Source organism: Parabacteroides distasonis (assembly GCF_004793765.1).
Classification (GTDB): Bacteria; Bacteroidota; Bacteroidia; order Bacteroidales; family Tannerellaceae; genus Parabacteroides; species Parabacteroides distasonis_A.
This window is the reverse complement of record NZ_SRYM01000015.1, coordinates 1-20416: the sequence shown is the minus strand read 5'-3', so window position 1 is coordinate 20416 and position 20416 is coordinate 1. Positions and strand designations below refer to the sequence as shown.

General features: G+C 40.1%; 28 protein-coding genes. 26 read left to right on the top strand and 2 right to left on the bottom strand.

Annotated features, from left to right (window positions below; genetic code table 11):
• The first annotated feature begins 13 nt into the window (after window positions 1–13).
• The 12 genes from gmk to E5342_RS07260 all read left to right on the top strand — a co-directional run bounded on the left by gmk (window position 14) and on the right by E5342_RS07260 (window position 10587).
• A complete protein-coding gene (gmk, locus tag E5342_RS07320) occupies window positions 14–580 on the top strand; it encodes a guanylate kinase (RefSeq protein ID WP_121736090.1) in 567 nt (188 codons plus the stop codon).
• Window positions 581–583: 3 nt separating this feature from the next.
• Window positions 584–763 carry a hypothetical protein gene (locus E5342_RS07315; protein WP_121736089.1) on the top strand — a complete coding sequence of 60 codons (180 nt, stop codon included), beginning with the start codon at window positions 584–586 and terminating at the stop codon, window positions 761–763.
• Between the two features lie 8 nt (window positions 764–771).
• The gene (gene nadD, locus E5342_RS07310) at window positions 772–1338 is read left to right on the top strand and encodes a nicotinate (nicotinamide) nucleotide adenylyltransferase (protein ID WP_121736088.1); all 567 of its coding nucleotides are present in this window, start codon (window positions 772–774) and stop codon (window positions 1336–1338) included.
• A 522-nt stretch (window positions 1339–1860) separates the two neighbouring features.
• A complete protein-coding gene (locus E5342_RS07300; RefSeq protein ID WP_121736086.1) occupies window positions 1861–2976 on the top strand; it encodes a 6-bladed beta-propeller in 1116 nt (371 codons plus the stop codon).
• Window positions 2977–3514: 538 nt separating this feature from the next.
• Window positions 3515–3721, top strand: a complete 207-nt coding sequence (locus E5342_RS07295; protein ID WP_135959118.1) for a hypothetical protein — start codon at window positions 3515–3517, stop codon at window positions 3719–3721.
• 167 nt (window positions 3722–3888) lie between these two features.
• Window positions 3889–5016 (top strand): 6-bladed beta-propeller, encoded by a 1128-nt coding sequence (locus tag E5342_RS07290; protein WP_168354464.1) that lies wholly within the window; start codon window positions 3889–3891, stop codon window positions 5014–5016.
• Between the two features lie 31 nt (window positions 5017–5047).
• Window positions 5048–6595 (top strand): vitamin K epoxide reductase family protein, encoded by a 1548-nt coding sequence (locus tag E5342_RS07285; RefSeq protein ID WP_135959116.1) that lies wholly within the window; start codon window positions 5048–5050, stop codon window positions 6593–6595.
• Between the two features lie 5 nt (window positions 6596–6600).
• Window positions 6601–7644: a hypothetical protein gene (locus tag E5342_RS07280; RefSeq protein ID WP_135959115.1), complete on the top strand. Its 1044-nt coding sequence runs from the start codon at window positions 6601–6603 to the stop codon at window positions 7642–7644.
• Complete coding sequence (locus tag E5342_RS07275; protein ID WP_135959114.1) at window positions 7635–8426, top strand: galactosyltransferase-related protein; 792 nt, start codon at window positions 7635–7637, stop codon at window positions 8424–8426. The genes E5342_RS07280 and E5342_RS07275 overlap by 10 nt, the downstream gene beginning before the upstream one ends.
• 54 nt (window positions 8427–8480) lie before the next feature.
• Complete coding sequence (locus E5342_RS20300; protein WP_135959113.1) at window positions 8481–8672, top strand: TIGR04149 family rSAM-modified RiPP; 192 nt, start codon at window positions 8481–8483, stop codon at window positions 8670–8672.
• 88 nt (window positions 8673–8760) lie between these two features.
• The gene (locus tag E5342_RS07265) at window positions 8761–9876 is read left to right on the top strand and encodes a 6-bladed beta-propeller (RefSeq protein ID WP_135959112.1); all 1116 of its coding nucleotides are present in this window, start codon (window positions 8761–8763) and stop codon (window positions 9874–9876) included.
• Window positions 9877–10368: 492 nt separating this feature from the next.
• On the top strand, window positions 10369–10587 hold the full coding sequence (locus tag E5342_RS07260) for a hypothetical protein (protein WP_121772172.1): 219 nt from the start codon (window positions 10369–10371) through the stop codon (window positions 10585–10587).
• A 377-nt stretch (window positions 10588–10964) separates the two neighbouring features.
• On the opposite strand, the gene E5342_RS07255 is transcribed toward E5342_RS07260, so the two are convergent.
• Window positions 10965–11702, bottom strand: coding sequence for a S24 family peptidase (locus tag E5342_RS07255; RefSeq protein ID WP_121772173.1), 738 nt, complete (start codon window positions 11700–11702; stop codon window positions 10965–10967).
• Window positions 11703–11835: 133 nt separating this feature from the next.
• Between E5342_RS07255 and E5342_RS07250 the strand changes: the two genes are divergently transcribed.
• Window positions 11836–12036 carry a hypothetical protein gene (locus tag E5342_RS07250; RefSeq protein WP_057327626.1) on the top strand — a complete coding sequence of 67 codons (201 nt, stop codon included), beginning with the start codon at window positions 11836–11838 and terminating at the stop codon, window positions 12034–12036.
• Window positions 12037–12047: 11 nt separating this feature from the next.
• Window positions 12048–12257 carry a hypothetical protein gene (locus E5342_RS07245; protein ID WP_121772174.1) on the top strand — a complete coding sequence of 70 codons (210 nt, stop codon included), beginning with the start codon at window positions 12048–12050 and terminating at the stop codon, window positions 12255–12257.
• Window positions 12258–12493: 236 nt separating this feature from the next.
• On the opposite strand, the gene E5342_RS07240 is transcribed toward E5342_RS07245, so the two are convergent.
• Window positions 12494–12883, bottom strand: a complete 390-nt coding sequence (locus E5342_RS07240; protein WP_121772175.1) for a hypothetical protein — start codon at window positions 12881–12883, stop codon at window positions 12494–12496.
• A gap of 107 nt (window positions 12884–12990) precedes the next feature.
• Between E5342_RS07240 and E5342_RS07235 the strand changes: the two genes are divergently transcribed.
• The 12 genes from E5342_RS07235 (at window position 12991) to E5342_RS07180 (ending at window position 20385) form a co-directional block, all read left to right on the top strand.
• Window positions 12991–13383 carry a hypothetical protein gene (locus E5342_RS07235; RefSeq protein WP_121772176.1) on the top strand — a complete coding sequence of 131 codons (393 nt, stop codon included), beginning with the start codon at window positions 12991–12993 and terminating at the stop codon, window positions 13381–13383.
• Between the two features lie 162 nt (window positions 13384–13545).
• Window positions 13546–15450 (top strand): hypothetical protein, encoded by a 1905-nt coding sequence (locus tag E5342_RS07230; protein WP_135959111.1) that lies wholly within the window; start codon window positions 13546–13548, stop codon window positions 15448–15450.
• A gap of 34 nt (window positions 15451–15484) precedes the next feature.
• Window positions 15485–16369 (top strand): ATP-binding protein, encoded by an 885-nt coding sequence (locus E5342_RS07225; RefSeq protein WP_057327622.1) that lies wholly within the window; start codon window positions 15485–15487, stop codon window positions 16367–16369.
• On the top strand, window positions 16366–16578 hold the full coding sequence (locus E5342_RS07220; protein WP_075555818.1) for a hypothetical protein: 213 nt from the start codon (window positions 16366–16368) through the stop codon (window positions 16576–16578). Before E5342_RS07225 ends, E5342_RS07220 begins: the two co-directional genes overlap by 4 nt.
• Window positions 16579–16610: 32 nt before the next feature.
• Window positions 16611–17192: an ATP-binding protein gene (locus tag E5342_RS07215; RefSeq protein ID WP_172681329.1), complete on the top strand. Its 582-nt coding sequence runs from the start codon at window positions 16611–16613 to the stop codon at window positions 17190–17192.
• A gap of 23 nt (window positions 17193–17215) precedes the next feature.
• Entirely contained in the window at window positions 17216–17383 is a 168-nt protein-coding gene (locus E5342_RS19320) for a hypothetical protein (RefSeq protein WP_167369465.1), read from the top strand.
• On the top strand, window positions 17380–17805 hold the full coding sequence (locus E5342_RS07210) for a hypothetical protein (RefSeq protein WP_075555817.1): 426 nt from the start codon (window positions 17380–17382) through the stop codon (window positions 17803–17805). The genes E5342_RS19320 and E5342_RS07210 overlap by 4 nt, the downstream gene beginning before the upstream one ends.
• Before the next feature lie 7 nt (window positions 17806–17812).
• Window positions 17813–18475: a DUF3164 family protein gene (locus E5342_RS07205; RefSeq protein WP_121772177.1), complete on the top strand. Its 663-nt coding sequence runs from the start codon at window positions 17813–17815 to the stop codon at window positions 18473–18475.
• Window positions 18472–18708, top strand: a complete 237-nt coding sequence (locus E5342_RS07200; protein ID WP_121772178.1) for a hypothetical protein — start codon at window positions 18472–18474, stop codon at window positions 18706–18708. The genes E5342_RS07205 and E5342_RS07200 overlap by 4 nt, the downstream gene beginning before the upstream one ends.
• A 259-nt stretch (window positions 18709–18967) precedes the next feature.
• Entirely contained in the window at window positions 18968–19228 is a 261-nt protein-coding gene (locus tag E5342_RS07190; protein ID WP_075555815.1) for a hypothetical protein, read from the top strand.
• A gap of 18 nt (window positions 19229–19246) precedes the next feature.
• Window positions 19247–19606 carry a xylulose kinase gene (locus E5342_RS07185; RefSeq protein WP_121772179.1) on the top strand — a complete coding sequence of 120 codons (360 nt, stop codon included), beginning with the start codon at window positions 19247–19249 and terminating at the stop codon, window positions 19604–19606.
• 47 nt (window positions 19607–19653) lie between these two features.
• Entirely contained in the window at window positions 19654–20385 is a 732-nt protein-coding gene (locus E5342_RS07180) for a DUF7168 domain-containing protein (protein ID WP_135959110.1), read from the top strand.
• The last annotated feature ends 31 nt before the right edge of the window (window positions 20386–20416 follow it).

The window sequence follows — 20416 nt, the reverse complement described above, 5'->3', positions numbered from 1 at the left end:
AAGATTAACGAGAATGGCTGGCAAATTAATTATCTTCTCCGCACCCTCGGGTTCCGGAAAATCAACCATTATTAATTATCTTTTGAAACAGGATTTACACCTTCGTTTCTCCATCTCGGCTACCAGCCGGGCTCCGCGGGGAACCGAGAAGAATGGTGTGGAATATTATTTCCTTACGCCGGAAGAATTCCGCAGTCGTATCGCTAATGGAGACTTCTTGGAATATGAGGAGGTGTATACCGATAAATATTACGGTACGTTAAAGAGCGAGGTAGAGCGTATCTTGAACGAAGGGGATAACGTGATTTTCGATGTGGATGTGGTAGGCGGATGCAATATCAAGAAATTCTATGGAGACCGTGCCCTGTCTGTTTTTATCCAACCCCCTTCCATCGACGACCTACGGAAGCGATTGGAAGGACGGGGAACAGACAGCCCGGAAGTTATCGAAAGCCGTATCGCCAAGGCTGAGTATGAATTAGGGTTCACGGGACAGTTTGATAAGGTTGTCGTAAACGATGATCTGGAGACTGCCCAAAAAGATGCGTTGAAGATCATTCGTGAGTTCTTAAACAAATAGTCTATGTCTAATATATTCAAGAATACCCGTTTTATGATGGGGCTTTCTATCGTTTGTGGGATAGCGAGCCTCGTATTAGGTGGTATTAGCCTGTATTATAAGGAGTATATCATCGGGGGCATCCTGATATTTAATATATTCATTTGTTTTATCAACTATAAGGGTTGGCAAAAGAAGGGGTAAGTATAAAGATGAGACTCAAGACCGGCATCTACAGTGGATCGTTCAATCCCATTCACATAGGCCATCTCGCCTTAGCGAACTGGCTATGTGAGTTCGAGGGACTGGATGAGGTGTGGTTCGTGGTCACGCCTCATAATCCGCTGAAGAAAAAGGATGACTTGCTAGATGACTCACTACGGTTGGAAATGGCCCAAGCCGCCATTGACGGATACCCGAAATTCAAGGTCTGCGATATTGAGTTCCACCTGCCGAAACCTTCTTATTCCATTGATACCTTGCGAGCCTTATCCAGTAACTATCTGGATAGGGACTTTTATTTTATCATGGGAGCCGATAACTGGCAACTTTTCCCCCGATGGAAAGAATATGAAAAAATACTCCAAAACTACAAACTGCTGATTTATCCCCGTCTAGGATTCGACATCTCGATCCCTGCCATTTATCCGAACGTGAAAAAGGTAGACGCTCCCTTGATGGAAATCTCCTCCACATTTATCCGTAACGCTTACCAAACCGGCAAGGATATCCGTTTCTTCCTTCCGGAAGGAGTACGCCCCTACTACTACAAGATCTAAACAATCGCCCCGTAGATGAATCGTATGGGTAAGTATAAAAAGGGTTTATCCCCCTATGTATCCATAGTCTTCCGTAACACTATTATAATCAGCAATATTACATAAGCAAAATATAATAAATAACAATTAAAAAAACGCAACACCTATTGCTTTTTATTTTTTTTTAGTTCCTTTGTAAATATCAAAGCAAAAACATTTGACCACACATCAATTAACCTTTTAAATCTTTCAAATTATGGACAATCTAAAAAAACTGACAAAAGTAGTGTTAAACCTACAAGGTAAAGTTCTTCCAAAAGAGCAAATGATGAAAATCTTAGGGGGAGGAAGTGCGTATTGTCATTGCTGGAACAGTTCCGGTTCCTTTGAAGCCTCCAGCTGCTCTGAGTGTGATTCTAAATGCAATGGTCTTGGAGGAGTACAAAACTGCAATACCATAGGAGGTTAGTAACAAAAGAAAGAACAGGTTTTAGCAGGCGCCATCTGCTAAAACCCGCTTTTTTTCTTAAAACAAAAACGATCATGATCTATCTTCTATTTTTAGTCGCTCTTTTGCTTATCAGTTGTAATCAGGATCAAGCCAAGGATAATAGCAAGGACGAAATAATCGAGTATTTTATTCCACTCTCACATCGGGTAGAAAAAGACGTGGATGAAGTATTTGAAGAACATTGGTATGTCCCCCTGGAAACAAGGGATGACGCATTGATAGATGTACTTTACAAAATCAAGAACATCGCCCTCTTTCAAGAGGATATATACATCGGCTCTGATAACATTTTAATAGTATATGATAAATCAGGAAAAATCAAACGTGTCTTATCTAAAAAAGGGGAAGATCCACAATCGTACCCCTTCCTTAACAATTTTATGATATGGCCCAATGGCGATATCACCATAGCATCCACACAATCCATGATAACCTATTCAACCTCATTCGAGTTCATCAATAATAGGCATTATGAAAACATAGCATATATAGAGGCTATCACCCTATTTAATGACAACTCATACATTATAAAATGTGCGCCTGCCGAGAGGCAATTGCGTTACAGAATAATCAATCATAAGAACGGAACCTATATCAGCACCTATGACTCCATAGAGAAACAAAATAAATATATCAGCTCATTCACAAACTCATTCGAACGTTTTGAAGGACTTATAATCTCTCATGGCTATCAAGGCAATGAGATACTTGAGTGTACGATGGATAGCACTAAAGTTCGATATCGAATAAATATCGACAATAAAATTCCTCCAGCGGGATTTTGGGCACAAGACGGAAAGAATGATATGCAAATTGTAATGGAGGAGACAGAGAAAGGATACATCGGGCATATCCCGGATTACGTGGAATCAAAGGAAACAATATTACTCTCCTTCAAGGGAAAAAGGGATGATCTTGAAGGGGTTGCCTTAATCGACAAAAAAGACGGAAACGCAAGAGTTTTAGAAAACATCAAGTTCGATGACAACTTCCGGTGGTTGCCCAAACAGTTCTTCTCGTTAGATGAGGGCTGGTGCGCCATGCTGATGTATCCGGAAGACGTTTTGAAGAAGGAAGAGTTCGCACGACGTTTCCCCGGACTGAACGAGGAGAGTAATCCGGTGCTGTTTATCGGGAAGCTGAGATAATCACTAAAAACTCTAAGCTATGGAACATGACAATCTGTTCATCCAAATTTTAGAAATCTTATCGATAAGATACACGAAGGATTTTACGATAATATTTTATTAAAGGTATCCACACAAAAATAACTTGCTGGGATTGTCCGAGATGCTGTGTTATTATAAATAGAGTATTAAAGAACGTAGCAGCCGAATTAAAAAACACAAAAGTTAGATTACCCACACGATTCGTTACAAAGCCTCGATCATGCCATTCACACGTTCTGCCATGACTTTTGTCCGCAAGAATAATTTTAACTCAAACTTTCGTACCTAACGGATAAATGTAACATCATCAACATTGTACTTATACAGCACATATTAAATCATTTCTCATGACCTTTCCATAAAAGTTAATCATTGTAATCCACACTATCAATTTAATAAAAACACCTTAAAACAATAAAAAAACATAGTCCTCCTTGTTTTTTAATATTTTTTGATTTTCTTTGTGAATATCAAAGCACTTGATACACATCAATTAACTTTTTAAATCTTCCAAATTATGAATAAACTCAAAAAACTGACAAAAGTAGTATTAAACCAACAAGGTAAAGTTCTTCCAAAAGAACAAAAGATGAAAATCTTAGGGGGAGGATCATACGCATGTATGGTTGATGGCCAACTTTGTTGTTTTATCGGTGCATCTGACATAAATTCTTGCACTACACTATGCAAGAGTTACTATGGAGAACGTGCAGGCTGCTCTTAAGCGAAAGTTCATGATCAATAGGCTTAGCCGTATTGATATAAGAGAACAAGCATAGATAAATACATCATATATTAATCATGATAAACCACATAATTATGCGAACATATATCTTACCAATTTTCATTATATGCTTATTATCGCAAGCCTGCTCACAAATTCCTACCCAAATGGATTTAATCTCATTTGTTCTGGTAGATAATCCCCAAGAGAAAGAGATTTTTCTAACCGAAGTAGCGGAGATCAGCTATTTTCAACCTAGCAATAACAATCCAGACTATTTATTCCGTCGTCCACTGATAAAAGAGGGACAAAATGAAGTGTTACTCTTTGATTTCCCATCGGGTTCGTTCCTTTTCTTCGATAAGTCGGGAAAGCCACTTCGGCATTTCAACCATAAAGGGAATGGTCCCGGAGAATACACGGTACTTACCGGCTTTTTATATGACCAAAAAAGAGATGAAATATTCGCCTATTTCAAAAATCAAATACATGTATATGACTCGAATGGCACTTATATACGATCACTCTCCCTTCCGGAAAAGAGTTGGATCACAGAGGCTATCGATTTCGATAACAACCACCTGCTAATTTATGACAGTGAGGCAAGACATCGGATCGCCTTTTCCGCAATAGCCGATCCCCAATCAAAAGAAATTCCAGAGCAAGAGGGCAATAATGAATGTCACGAGAAACCATTCGTGCTGATTTCGAAAGAAAACGGAGCTGTCGAGCAATACCTTTCTCTATCTGAGAATGAAAATATACAATTAAACGTTACTGAAAATATCGCAGGTAATAATATTGTATTTGTGGCAAAGACTAATCGTATCGTACCAACCAAAGAAGGAGCGACTCTTTATAACCAAGAGACTGACACCCTGTTTCACATAGATAAAAATCGCCATCTTACTCCGCAAGCGATATGTAAGCCCGCTATAGCGACAACTCAACCAATCGTCTATATGAACGGATATATTCAAAGTAAAGGCTACCAATTTATTGAAAGCATCCCCTTGCAAGTGGAAAGAGGGCAATTCAAGTCAAGATTTTTGGTTCGTGATCCACAAGACGGAAAACTCTATAAGCAAATATTGAAATTAGCGGATTATGAAGACAAAACGTTCACACTCTCCCCTAACATGCTTATGAATGGAACGACTGCTTGTATCGAACTATCCATGGAAGAACTTCAAATCGCCCTTCTTGAAAATCGATTAAAAGGAGATTTAGCAAGGCTTGTTTCTAAATCCAATGAGGAGGCAAACAATATTTATATGTTTTTACGCTTTAAATAGACATTACATTCTCCTTTCATAATTCCTTGCCATGAGACGAAATAATATATTTATTGAAATATTAGAAACTGTATCGATAAAATACACGGTAGATTTTACCATAAGATACTACGAGAGGCATCCACACAAAAACAATCTGTTTGGACTGTCCGAGATGCTACGTTATTATAATATAGAGAATGTAGCGGCCGAAATTCAAAAAACACAAGAAAACTTATCCTCATTGGATGTACCCTTTGTGGCTTACGTAGATCATGAGTTTGTATTGGTGCGACATGTTTCTACCGAGGCAATCATCTATTCATGGCGAGGTAAAAACATCACATTATCTATCCCGGTATTCTTGGAACGATGGTCAGGAATCGTCCTTCTTTTCGAATCCACCGATGAATCTATTGAACCGGATTATAAAGAGCATAGAAAGGAATACTTACGACAGCGGATAGTAATCGCATGTTTCGTTTCATTACTTCTATCATTAATAGGGTGTGCCCTTATCACCAACAGAGGAATGGAGATAGGAATCTGGGGGTTATGGGGTGTTAATGTGATCGGAGCATCTTTCTGCGGTATCCTGCTTTCTCGAGAGATCTTAGGCTCGGATAAATATGTCAACAAAATTTGTTCCCTGTTTTTGAAATCCAGTGATTGCAATGGGACATTGGATTCCCAAGCATCTCATTTCTTGGGGATCAGTTGGAGTGTCTTCGGCTTAGGATATTTTCTTTCCGCAATATTGTTTATCGCCTTGTTGCCCCAATATGTTATATATGCAGAGACTCTGAATATAATCGCATTACCTTATACAGCGTGGAGCGTATGGTACCAAAAATTTAGGGTAAAACAATGGTGCGCTTTATGTTTATCTGTACAAGCTACCGTATGGATCACCTTTCTTATCTCTCTATTTGCGATAGGCATGGATTTCAATCAATGGGATTTATTTGATTTCACTACCATTGGATGCGTGTATGGGCTCGTCATTCTATCGCTCCATTTTACTGTTACATTATACGTAAAAGAAAAGCAAATCCAACGAAGCAAAAATAAACTTAGCAGCATAAAACTGAATGCCTCTGTATTTAAGAGCTTATTAAACGAACAGCCTCAATATGACATTGACAAAAATACAGGAATATTATTGGGCAATAGGGATGCCAAAGAGTGGATTACCATTATCTCTAATCCACATTGTGCTCCTTGCGCAAAATTACATCTCCAAATAGAAAAGTTACTCAAAGAATATAAAGAAGAGATTTGCATACAAATCATCTTGACCTCTTTTAGCAAGGAATTAGAACCTAGCGCCATGCTACTGACCTCCATGTATCTACTAAATAATGAATCGGATTATTTACGATTCCTATCTGACTGGTATGCAAAAGGGCGTCATAAAAAAGAGGATTGCTATAAAAGATACAGATTAAATCCTAATGACAAAGATATGTTAGCCAATTTTCAAGCACAAAACGAATGGGTTAGGCGCAATACAATAAGTTCCACTCCAACAGTTTTGACAAATGGTTATTTATTGCCGGAAGAATATGAGTTAAAGGATATGTCGTATTTAATAAATTAAGTACTATGAATAAATTAGCATCACAAATAGATTCGCTAAATAAGCATTTGATAGGCTCATTACATACAAGCTACCCTTTCGGGTTGGCTCACGGCAAAATGGGATTACTCATCTATTTATACCATTTGTATGATTATACGCAAGAAGCTATTTATAAAGAGAAGGCTGAGCGATTGCTGGACGATCTCTTGGAAAACGATCTCTCTAAAAACGCAGAACTTACTGTGGAGGAAGGTTTATGCGGAGTTGCGTTAGGATTGGATTATATTGTAAAAAAGCAATTTGTAGACGGTGATATTAATGATTTGCTAAGTGGTATCGATGATTTGCTATTCAAGAAGCTGGTTTTCGGAAATATGGAATCTAGGTATTCCCTGTCTCAACTCATCCATTTCTTATATTACATTTATAAAAGGCTGGAAATCCAGACAAACGATAATGAGCGTTTCCCTTTCGAGGGCTTAGCAATCAAGTTAGTTAATCAATTGGCCGATTTGATAGACGCCTCCTTTTTCGAGGAATCCTATACGTTTTCCATTTACCAATATCACGTACCGATATTGATGAAAACCCTGTCCTGTCTTATACAATATGATTTTTACAAGGATCGGATACAAAAGGTTTTGGAACAACTATCTCTGTATATGTTCTCCCATTTGCCTCATCTGCATTTGAACCGACTATATCTGTTATGGGGCATACTACCTTTACGGGATTGTTCGCCGGATTGGCAAAGATATGTGAACGAACTAAGAAAATCAATCAATCTAGACATAATATATAATAGAGAGATCAAAGGCAAGGATATCTATATCAGTAATGGATACGCTTCTCTATATTTCTTGTTAGAGGGATTAAAAAGGGACTTCCCCGAATACACCATCCCTTTCAATCCGCACCTAATTTACGATCGGATCATCTCGTCTGACGCTTGGGATGCCCTAATGGAGAACGAATACTACTATAATATACACCGAGGATTGCTGAATGGTTTCCCCGGTACGGTGTTGGCATTGTTAAACATTAAGCAAAGATATTTATGCGAATAGACTTGACAGATACAACATTTATTATTCCCGTACGGATCGATTCCATGATCCGTTTGGAGAACCTGTTGATGTCCGTGGACTCAATAGTACGTTATTTCCGGACACGCATCTTAATTCTGGAGGCCTCATCATACCAAAATGAGATTATCCCCTCGTTAATAAAAGACGATACGGTGAAGTACACTTTCCTCGTGGATAAAGATCCTGTATTCTACAAGACCAAATACTTGAATATCTTCGCAAAGCAGGTTGATACTCCACTTGTTTGTATTTGGGATGCGGACGTGATTTTAGATCATACCCAAATAGTGGACGCGGTAGAAAAACTTCGTGCTGATACGTACGATATCGCCTACCCATACAACGGGGATTTCCTAGACACCTCCGATATATTAAGGGAACATTATTATCGCCATCGCGATCTGGGTTTCTTGAAAAAGCACCAAGGAAAGATGAACTCTTTGTACACGGTAGAGGGAGTGATCGGCGCGGTCGGGGGAGCCGTATTTGCCCAAACGGAGCAATACAGGCGAGCCGGCATGGAGAATGAGGCTTTTTACGGTTGGGGGCTGGAAGACGGGGAAAGGCATTACCGCTGGCTGGAGTTTGGCTACCGGATTTATCGAAGCGATGGATGCCTGTTCCATCTATCCCATCCCCGGGATCAAAACGGAATGTTTCGTTCAAGAACACATAGCGAGAAGGCAGTGCATGACATGAATGAAGTGGTCAATTATTCCAAAAAGGAACTTCGAAATAAGTTCTCCTTGGATTCAAGATAAATTCTCTTTAAATGAGAACCATTTAATATTTGTTCAACTTAAATTTCAAGCATCATGAAAGTTTTGAGTAAGTTGTCCCTACGAGAGGACGCAAGAGTTTTAACTCCCAAAGAGATGAAATCACTGAAAGGTGGTAGTGCTTATTGTCGCTGTAGCGGGGAAAGTGAATCTTTCCAGATTAGCAATTGTATTTATTGCCAAGCATTATGCCGATATGGAGCAGAAAGTTGTACGACTACTCCATAAAAGCACGTAAAAAGAAAGGGTGTATCAAAATCACAAGCTAAATTTTGTTACGCCCCTCCTTATATAAATCTAAAAACAAAATATATACATGAAAACCATTTTATCGATATGCTTATTCATAGTTCTCCCCTTCTTAAGCATGGCGAACAACCCGGAGACCGAGGAGCATCTTATCAAAATTCCCTTGAGCAAGGAAGTGAAATGCCCGTTAGACAAACTTTTTAGCGAATATGAGTTTGTCACGTTAGATAGCGATGATCCGGCTTTGCTGGAAGGATTGGACATCATCAACCGGATCATCGTGAAAGATGATTACATTTATGTAGGCGATCTCTTTAAGTTAACCCTGTTCGATCGATCGGGAAAATACGTGACGACCTTGAACAAACAAGGACAAGGGCCGGACTCTTACCTGTCGCTCTTCAATTTCACCGTACATACCAATGGAGATATCTCCATCTTAGACCGCATGGCATCCGCCGTCGTCACCTACAACAAAAAAGGAGAAATGATTCGTAAAAATCGTTTCTCCGAGCTATCGCTCCGGGATCTGACCATGCTGGATGACAGTACGCTAATATTAAAGACTATGGGCGACAGGGACTCGCGTGACAACATTTATATCGTAAACTGGAAGAATGGCGAGGTGATCAATTCCTATTATCCCGTGGCCCACTCCAAACTCATCCACATGTTTAAGGATTTTTTTCCGACTTACCATAAGCGTGTTTTCTTAAACGGGTATCGTAGCAATCACATCTATGAGCTGACCCGGGAGAAGTTGCTCCCTGCCTATACCATCGATGTGGATGGCCGAATACCTCCAAAGGATTTTTGGCAATCCTCGGATAACAGCCGCCAATTGGAGCAGTCGTATGTCGAGAAAGGCTATATCGGGCACATCCCCTTTTTCATGGAAGGTGAACAGAAAATACTTCTACGCTTCGAGGGAGCTTCCGACGCTTTAAAAAGTTATGCGTTGATAGACAAAACCACCGGGAAAAGCGAACTGATCAAAGAGTTTCTATTCGACCCGTCTTTCGGTTGGGAACCTGAATATATTTTTCCCCAATCGGATGGTACGGTCATCATTCCTATCCCGTCCCATCTTCTATCCGAAGACAAAGGGAAGACTTTATCACAACAGTTCCCCGGACTGAACGAGGAGAGCAACCCAGTGTTGTTTATTGGTAAACTGAGGTAATGATAAACCATAAGCCGGGAATCCCCAAGGTTATTGCAAAATTTTACCAAAAAGAAGGCTTATAAGCATAAAAATAAATATTTTTATACTTGTAGGCTTTTTTTATTTTTATATTTATGGGGCACAGAACGAAGCGGTTTAACTCTGAATATTGAAAACACTACGGAAAGCCTTTATTCATAGGCGTTTCAGAAGGATAGGACACGAATGCCGGTTTAAAACGAAACGGTTTTTGCCTTACACTTGCTTAGTTTTAGCTTAACACTTGAAGTTATCTAATTAAAGCAAACGCCGGCCGCCATTTACTTTTCTCTTTACTTTGCTTATATTTCCCCGATACGAAAAACAAAGCCGCCATAGGGCCTCAAAACGAGGTTGCCGGCGGCTTTGTTTTTGCTGTTTTTTATTTTTCCTTTTTTGGTAGTTTAACGATATAAAAACTTCCAAATATTTATTATTTGGTAGTTTTGCAGTATAAAATTCCAAATACGCATGGGAAAGACAGAAACAAAGGTGATACATGTACACCTGATATTTGAGAAAAAAGATTTCTATTTTGGTAGTATATCTGCCATATTCAAAACACTGGACGAAGAACGTATCGGTATTAAGAAAAGTACCCTTCTACATGCCGGTTTAAGTGATGGAACGTCCTTGCCTACCCGAAAAGCTATTATAAAGCAATCCTACCTTATTAGAGGCGGAAGTTAAAGTGTTGTTACATTGAATATTAGAAGCCGTCAAAATGCCTTTGATATGGTATTCTAACGGCTTTTTTATTGGTGTTCTAACATCTTGTTTTACTTGAATGCCTTACAAAAACACCTACATAAAACACGTACAAAATATATGTTAAAACACTTACAAAAGACTTACAAAAACATGTAATATGATGCTTGTAAAATATATAAAAACAACATAAAACGGTTTGTTTTGACAGAAAAAGCCGTTTAAATGGGTAGAAAAAGCCATTTATATAAACGTATTAATCAACACAATTATACCTATTATATCACGTATTATCAGATAGTTATGCTTTATATCTCCTTTCCCGGCTTTCATTTTTGTGTGCGTATGCCTTTGAGGGATTATTCAAGCCTTAATACCCCTATTACAAGTGCAACCGAGTGGATTGCGCTTAAATGTAGTTCGAACGGATCATAATTGGGGTTATCTGATATAATGGACACATGTTCTTTGTCGCTGCCGGGTTTTATTCTTTTAATAAGTGGCCCTTGTGTTGTGTCGATAACATATACTTTATTCCATTGAAAGAACAGATCGGACATAGGCACATGTTGGCAGGCTACAATATCACCGGAACTATATTTCGGATACATGCTGGAACCTTTCACCGGTATGAGAAAGTCAGCCCCTTTGAACATTGGTATGACGTAACGTTCGCATTCGTACTCTAAAATAGTCTGTTCGCTTGTTAAAGCTCCGGCCATCGCTTCAATTGGTATTAGTGGTATCCCTTCATTGGGATGAATAGTCGGTATAGCTACTGGTTTGTCAGCAGTATTTTCTATTGGGGCTGTCGGAGGTATACAATTAACGCTTTTTACTGGGTTTGTATGTGTCGAATCTACCAATGGAGGATTTTCCTCTTGTAGCATAGTACCTCTACCTGTTAATAGCCAATTGGGATTTAAATCCGGGTATGCGTATAGAATTTTCTCTATATTAGTAGAACTCATGCCTTTACCAGAGGCCTTTGCTTTACCTATAAGCCCAACAGAAAGACCTGCTATAACAGTCATTTGATTGTCGTTAATGCCTTTTGTTTTCATATAATGTTGAAGTCTTTCTATAAAATTCTCCATAAAACTTGATTTTTTTCAATGAAACATTCTATATATAGAAAAACTTCTATATATTTGCAGCGTGTTAAACATATTAACGGGCGGTAAATATAATAAAAAACGCTCGACAGTTCAATAATTAAAGGAGTGAAATATGAAAAGGTATTGGTTTGAGTTGACAGATGAACGCTATAATGATTTGGGCGTATCAATACCGGACGGTAGTAGTAAACAGACTGCAATCAATCACGCTAAAAGGTGGATGAAAGAAAACTGTGTAAGAGTTGCGGAGCTGGCTGTAAACAGTATGATTACTGGCAATTTGCTTGACACAATAGAAATCGAACTTAATTAAAACGGTAAAATATGAAAGCAATCAAAGTATTTATTGATGAAGCGGAACAGTTTAAGATGCTGAACCTGATAGAGAAGTTCAACGGCCACGAAGATATAGCGGCTACGGGGACAGGCCAGACGGATTTTGTAGTAGCTGCTTCCGGTGAATGTGCGATGGCTTATGTAAGGGCAGTCCTTGCCGGGAAATTGGATGATTGTACGATTGAAATAATTAAATGATATAGGAAATGAAAGAGCTTGGTAGTATAGAAGTAACAGTCACCCGCATCACATATGGATTTGATGAATCGGATTTTGAGAAAGAAGGAGTAAACAAACATTGTATAAAAGGTGAACGAACCATTGTAAAAATGGATGGCGAAGTCTATTACGACCAGTATGTCGCCACCCATTTGACAAGAAAATGCCCATTTTTTGGCTCCCCGGTGGATTGCTTCTGGAATTATGTCGTAATGCTATTTCCCGAAGAGAAGCCCAGCTGCGGTAGCAATACCGGCTGCGATGCTTGTAATCGTTTCCGCTTTATGAGGAAGCGACGGTTTGAGGTCTTCAATCTCAAGAAGCAACTTTTCAATGTTCGCCTGAAGAAGTTCTTCTTGGGCTTTAAATCCCCCCTTGGAAAGAAGTTCAGAGGCTTCAAGATGTAAAAGATATGAGACCTTATAAGCATTGGCACTACATTCGCTAATTAGGTTGAGCCTTTGAAAGTGTTTCATAATGCCTATAATCTTTTCTTTCCCCTTAATGGGGTATTCAGAATAGGCGAAACCCGTGATACCGATATAGGAACCACGTTCGCAGACAAAGGAAAGCATAAGGTCTTTTTCTTCAATGATATTATTCATGGTATTAAGTATTAGTTAGACATGCTACAAATGTAGCAAAACTTCCGCGGTTCGTGAGAATAGCGGAAGGTATTTAAAACAGAGTATTAACTATAAACGATATAGCGATGAAAAAGCATATTTATTTAGACAGGGCCGGCAAAGGCAAATTGCGTCAGATATTTGACTGTACGGGTGTGATGATATGGAAAGCATTGACTTTTGAAAGCGACAGTGGGCTGGCCCGCGAAATCCGTTACACGGCAATAAAGGAATTAGGCGGTTTTACTATCAATGACGGTTTTGCTATGGACTGGGAAACAACCCATCAAACGGCAGAGCATACAATGACGCAGACTTTTGGGAAACGTGTTAAAATCATATCACATAATGATTTTCCTTTAGTCGTTGCCTTTATAAATGGCAAAGAAGTGAAGAGAGTAGAAAGCAGTTTGATGATTTCTGATTTTATGAACCTTCAGGATGAAGTTGTGAGAATGGCCTACGGCCCCCGAATTTAAAGTATCACTATGGAGTACTACGGAAAAATATTGTGTATATCAAAAGATGACCTGACACGTGACGACCGGCCGCTTTTAGGGGACTATCGGTTAGATGTAACGAAAGCTCCTATAATGACAGTTAGCTGTTTCGATCAGTTGGTTTATCGTAAAATAATACAGGTGATTCGTAAAGGTATAGGCCGTGGGGTAAAATCCCTTGTTTCCGTGGATAGTCTGCCGGATAAATATAAAAAGTTAGTTGAACAAAAATACGGAAGTATGGACGCTGAGATTTTAAGAAACTGGTTCGCTTCGCATTGGGAAGTGGATGCGGATGCCCGCAGCTTTTATTCCCGCTTCCGCCTGCCTTCCGGCAAGCCTCTGGAACCGGAACAACAGCAGGAATATACATTGAATGCTTCCGCTTTACAGTCAGTTGTCCGCCTGATGAATGATGTCAGGATGAAACGGGCTGTCATGCAGAACAACAAAATACGTTGGGAAGAAATGGCCGGTGCGATCAGCTTCTTTCAAAAAGAGTTTGGGCATAGTTTGCCGCTTTCGGTAAACCGCTTCAAAAAGAAAGTAAAGGACTTTCAAGAAAACAGTTACATAAGCCTGATAAGCAAAAAGTTCGGTAATCAGAACACAAGGCTTGTCAATGTGCAGGTTGAAAGTTTACTGCTTAGTTTGGCGACATTGCCGAACAAGCCGTGGAATAAAAACGTGTGGGAAATGTACAACATGTTTATAGCCGGTGAGTTGACTGTTTGCAATCCGGAAACCGGCGAGATATTTAACCCGGCGGAATTTGTGGATAAGAAAGGCAACCCGATCAGGCTTAGCCAATCCACTATAAACAACTATCTGAACCAGCCTAAAAATCAGGTCTTGATAAATCACAGACTTATGAGTTGGAGCACATTCATGCACAATGAACGCCCGCATGTACACCGCCACGCCCCGGAATTTTCTTTCAGTAAGATTTCGTTCGACGACCGCGATTTGCCACGTAAGCTGAAGGATACCAAACAACGTCCAAAGGCTTATTATGCCTATGACGTAACCAGCCAATGTGTAGTCGGCCTTGCTTACAACCGTAATAAGAACGTTGATTTAGTGGTAGACTGTTTCCGCGATATGTTTCGTCTTATGGAGCGTAACGGTTGGAATTGCCCGGCACAAGTCGAAGTGGAAAACCACCTTATGAGCCAGTGGAAAGATAGTTTTTTAAAAGCCGGTACGATGTTTCCCTTTGTTCGTTTCTGTGCCCCGCTAAACTCACAGGAAAAGTTTGCAGAACCATTAAACGGCGCAAAGAAACGCAGTGTTGAACACAAAAACCATTTAGGAATAGGCCGCTTTTATGCCAAAAATGAGAAATACAGGGCAGAAAGTAAAAAGATAAGTGACGAATATAACGACACTTACGAAGAAAAGCAGTATTACACATGGGAGCAGCTTATTCAGGAAGATATTGCGGATGTTCACGAATTTAATCATTCCCTGCACCCCAATCAAAAGAAATACCCCGGTATGACGCGCTGGCAGGTGCTTGAAAGTAATATGAACCCGACTTTGCAGCCTGTTGATAAGGCTATTTTATACCGTTTCATTGGTGAACACGTAGAAACAAGTATCAGACGAAACAGTTATTGCCGCGTAAACTATACAGACCTTTGGTTAAGCAGTCCAGAAGTTCTCGACCGCCTTGCCCCCAATAATAACCAAGTGGATGCCTATTACCTGCCGGATGAAGAAGGAAACATGGGTGATGTGTATATCTACCAAAACGGCGTACTACTTGATAAGTTAAGCAATGTCGGAACCTTCAATACATCGGAAGCCGAACAGACGGATAAGGACAAACAGGTAATGACAGAGCAAAACAAGTTAATCAGCCAGTTCGACGCAATGACTAAGAAAGAAGCTATTGCCCCGGTGGTGGTGATGAAAGCAGAAACCGCCAAAAAGATAGCGAAAGCAACGGCGAAGCCGATACAGGTTGATAATGTAGAAACGGATGCCGATAGCCTGATAGCTCAATTCAGCGACTACAAAGGCCGGGGCGTAGCAAGTATATAACAGTATTAGAATAACATTAAAACATTATTATAACATGGAAGTAACGAACGATATTAAACAACGTATTCTCGAAGCCATTACGGTAAACCGAGAAAATTACCCTTCGGATAACAAGCACGCCGCCGCACTTGGCATTTCGGCCAGCGTGTACAATGTACTGAAAAAAGGGAAAATTGACAAACAGGTTAGCGATACAAATTGGATTTGCCTTGCCCGTCGCTTGAATGTATCGCTGAATAATGAAATTCAGTGGCAAGCGGCCGAAACGCCGACTTTTGTCTATATAACCGAACAGTTGGCAATGTGTCAAGAAAGCAGTGTTTCCGCAGTGTTATGCGATATGGCGAATATAGGTAAGACGTTTACGGCCCGCCTGTATGTAAAGAACCACAAGAACGCCATATATGTCGATTGTTCACAGGTAAAGACTAAACAACGCCTGATACGCTTCATTGCGAAAGAATTTGGAGTAAACAACAACGGCAGGTATTGCGACGTTTACGACGACCTGTGTTTTTATCTGAAAACGCTGGAACACCCTTTAATTATTCTTGATGAAGGGGGCGACCTGCAATATGAAGCCTTTTTGGAGTTGAAAGCCCTTTGGAACGCTACGGAACGTTGTTGCGCTTGGTACATGATGGGGGCTGACGGCCTGAAAGAAAAAATGAACCGGTCTATCGAATGCAAAAAGGTAGGTTATACCGAAATGTTTTCCCGCTATGGTGACAGGTACAGTAAAGTAACCCCGGAAGACGGGAAAGAACGCGAAGCCTTCCTGAAGGCACAAGCCGCAATGGTCGCCAAATTAAATGCGCCTGAAGGGACTGAAATTATGAAAGTGGTAAACCGTACCGGCGGAAGCCTTCGCCGGGTGTATACAGAAATTGAAAAAATAAGAAAAGGGGGCTTGGTATGATGAAAAAGATTTATCAACTCGGAATGGAGCCGCAATATGCTGCGCATGTGCTGTTATTGTGGAATGAAGGTGAATATCCCTGTGATATTTGTGTACGTCGGGCGAAAACAGCCGGTTTGATAATTATTGAACTGGATAATTTGGAGTTAGCTAACAAAATAGTAACCGCGACCCGTTGCAAGGTTGCATGTAGATACGCAAAAGGATGAAACGGGCTTATTCTCCTAAAGAGATACAATCTATGAATATACCCAGCTTCCCGTTTACCGATGAATGGGAAGCTGCATTCGGAACGCCTGACCGCACAGGCACTTGGATTATTTGGGGTGACAGTGGTAATGGCAAAAGTAGTTTCGTTATGCAGTTGGCCAAGTATCTATGCCAGTTTGACAAGGTGATTTATGACAGCTTGGAAGAAAGTACAGGGCTTTCGCTTCAAAACAGTTTGAACCGGTGTCGCATGGATGAAGTTAACGGGAGATTTCAGATACTTGACCGGGAACCAATGAATGAACTGTCTGAACGCCTTTTAAAACGGAGAAGTGCCGGTATCGCCATTGTGGATAGTTTTCAATACTCCGGGCTTACTTATGCGACCTACAAGGCAATGAAGGAAAAGCACCGTAATAAGCTGCTGATATTTATTAGCCATGCCGAAGGAGTGAAACCTGAAGGCCGGGCAGCAAAAAAGGTGGCTTATGATGCTGATGTAAAAATATTCGTGCAGGGCTTCCGGGCAATTTGTAAAGGCCGGTTTATCACAAAGCCGGGCAATCACTTTACGATATGGGCTGAAGGTGCTGCGCAATATTGGAATGAATAATAAACAATTTTAAATACATAGTCGTGGATGATGTGATTGAAGCAATTTTAAACAGTGCGATAAAGAAGGCCGAAGGCTTTTCTTTCAGCGACCAGTCTTTTATTTATAGTGAAGTATCAGAACGCCTCACTAATCTTTCACACGACGCTCTGATGGCTGAATATGGACTAACAGAAGAAGATTGTATATGAAACGAAATTATGCCCGGTTTTATACTCTTCTTAACCGGATGCCCACATCGGACAAAGAAGAATTAAAAGTGGAATTGGTACGGCAATACACAAACGGCCGTACAACTTCCCTGAAGGAATTGACCGATAAAGAATACGACGCCATGTGTGACGGTATGCAAAGACAGGTAGGCGGATATAAAGCCCGCGAAATTGCACGAGAGGAACTAAGACGCAAACGGTCGGCGGCCCTTCTTCTTTTACAAAAGAATGGAATTGACACAACCGACTGGAACCGCGTAAACGCCTACTGTAAAAACCCGCGAATTTCCGGTAAGGAGTTCGGAAAATTGACAGTTGAAGAATTGGAACTTCTGTGTATCAAATTGCGGTTGATAATGCGGAAAAATGATAAAAACAAGGATTATTCACAATTAAATTAATAAAGTTATGACAGAAGAAAAGAAAGCCGTTGAAATGACGGACGAGGAACTGAAGCAGTTCAATGAATTTAAGGCCGAACAGGCTAAAAAGAATGCCAAAGAACAGGCTAAAAGAGATCGTGAGGCTTACCGCGATTTGGTGGATGAAACCATTGACAAGACAGTTCCGGCCTTAATGCGCCTTAGTCAAGGTATTAAGGAAACAAAGCAGTCGATTTTGGATGATTTCAGGCACGTTATTGAAATGAAAGCCGATGTTCTAAAGTTGAAAAAAGACGGTCAGCGCAGCGATACGTTTACCAACTCACAGGGTGATAAACGGATAACTATCGGTGTCTATACAACGGACGGTTATCGCGATACGGTAGAAGATGGCATAGCAATCGTTAAAGAGTACATCGAAGGGCTTGCCAGTGATGAAAAAACAAAGGCACTTGTTAAAATGGTGCTTCGCTTGCTGGCCCGCGATGCGAAAGGCACATTAAAGGCAAGCCGTGTAGTGCAACTCCGGAAGATTGCCGAAGAAACCGGAAGTGACCGTTTTATGGAAGGCGTTCAAATAATAGAAGAAGCCTATCAACCGGCGATAAGCAAACAGTTTATCCGGGCTGAAGTAAAAAATGAGAATGGCGCATGGGTTTGTGTACCTTTAGGAATGACAGAAGCATGAGCAAGCGACAACCAATGTTATTAATATCGCCGCCGCTTTTCCCAAAAGAACACCCGACAGAACAGGTGGTATTCGGCGGTGTCCCCTGCGGGTATTGTCATGGGAACGGTTGGTTTTGGGGAATGGATGAACTGACACATGAAAGTGTAAAGGTAGAATGCCCGGTTTGTAAGGGATATAAGAAATTAAAAGCAGTTGTGACTATCAACTGGGTAGCTGATGAAAATAAATAGTAATATTAAAATAATAAAACGATATGGGAAACATTTTAGACAGATTTAGAAAGCCAAAGGAAACGCAAGAACCCAAAGGGATAAAAAGAACAAGGACTATTCCGCCGCATGTAGTAGCTTGCAAGGTGTGCGACGGCCGCGGTATCATAGACGGCCATATTTGCGAACAATGCAAAGGTTCAGGGCGCATAATAGTCACCTGTGATGTTGTAACCTATGTGATGGCATTCGTGCCGGAAACGCTTTAAAATAGGCTTATATGAAGTATGTCATATTTGAACAAGAAGGAACCGGCTTAAAAATGCCGGTTCTTTTTCCCGACCATGTAACACATAATATGGTGAATATAGAAGGAATGAAAATTGTTTCTGCCGGCTTCTGTTTGATTGGTGGGGATGAAATTGTTACCATCCCTTCGGGTGTAAGCGAAAGTTTGAATATAGGCCCGGCAGAAGGCGATAGGGGGTTAATTATTGCCACTTTGTGTAACGCAGGCGTATATGCTTTTCTAAACTTTTAATTTAAAAAATAACGAATCATGGAAATATCAGAACGATTTAATGATGCAGAATTACTGACAAAGTCAGTGCTCGCTATTATGGATAAAAAAAAGGCTATTGAAGCCCGATATAAAGAGGAAACAGCCCCTTTAGATCAAGAGATAATAGAACTGGAAAATGCTTTTTTGGATAAGTATTTGATAGATTCAACTGGAAAGCCTATTAAAAAAGGTATGATTTTGGAAAAAGAGGGGAAGAGCTATAAGGTATTGAATAGATATCAACAATGTTTTATTCGGTATTTGGGAAATGCACGAGTCAGCGTTCTGCCTGATGGGAAGAAAGGAGCGATTGATATTGGAGTTGGCGAAATACAAGATTATACGATTGTCGGTTAATTAACATTAAAAAAACAGCGAATATAAGCAAAATTAAAAGGAATAAAATGGAAACAGAAGTACCAAATAAAATAGTTGAAAGACTGAAAAAGTTAATGCGCCTTCAACAATCAGCCCAAAAAATCGGGTCAGAAGGTGAAGCAAATGCCGCTGCGGCTGCGATTAGTCGACTGTTGACACAATATAATTTGTCATTGATGGATATTAACCCGGAAGAAAGAAAAGAGTCTTTGCGGGTACAAAGAACCGGAAATATTAGTTTTAAAGACACATACGGCCTTTGGAAACGCTTGCTTATGAATGTTATATGTGAATTTAATTACTGCAAAGTTTTCCTGATTTCCGGTCAAACAAATATGATTGTAGTAGGAACAGAAGCAAATACTTCAACGGTTATCTATTTATATGATATGCTGCGCAGTATCTTCCGCAAATTGGCTCCGGTCAGGTATAAAGAATTTGCAAACGGCAAACGTGGGGCTATACGAACAGAAAAGTATAAACGCAAATATATTGCTTCGTACCTGAATGGTTGTGCCTATGGACTAAGGGAAAAACTAACCATTGAAGCAAAAGCAAATGAAGTGCAGGAAAAATCGCTTGTTGTTTGTCATAATCAACTGATAAATGATTATATGCATAGTTATACACCTATGGAAAGAAAAGCCCCTAAAACGAAAAAGAAAGATATTATAGAGGCTTTTTATAATGGCTATTGTGACGGTAAGAATACTAATATTAACAAAGCAATAAAGTGTAATAGTCAAGACTTGTTCTGACATTTGTTTTACTATCGGACAAAAAAACTGT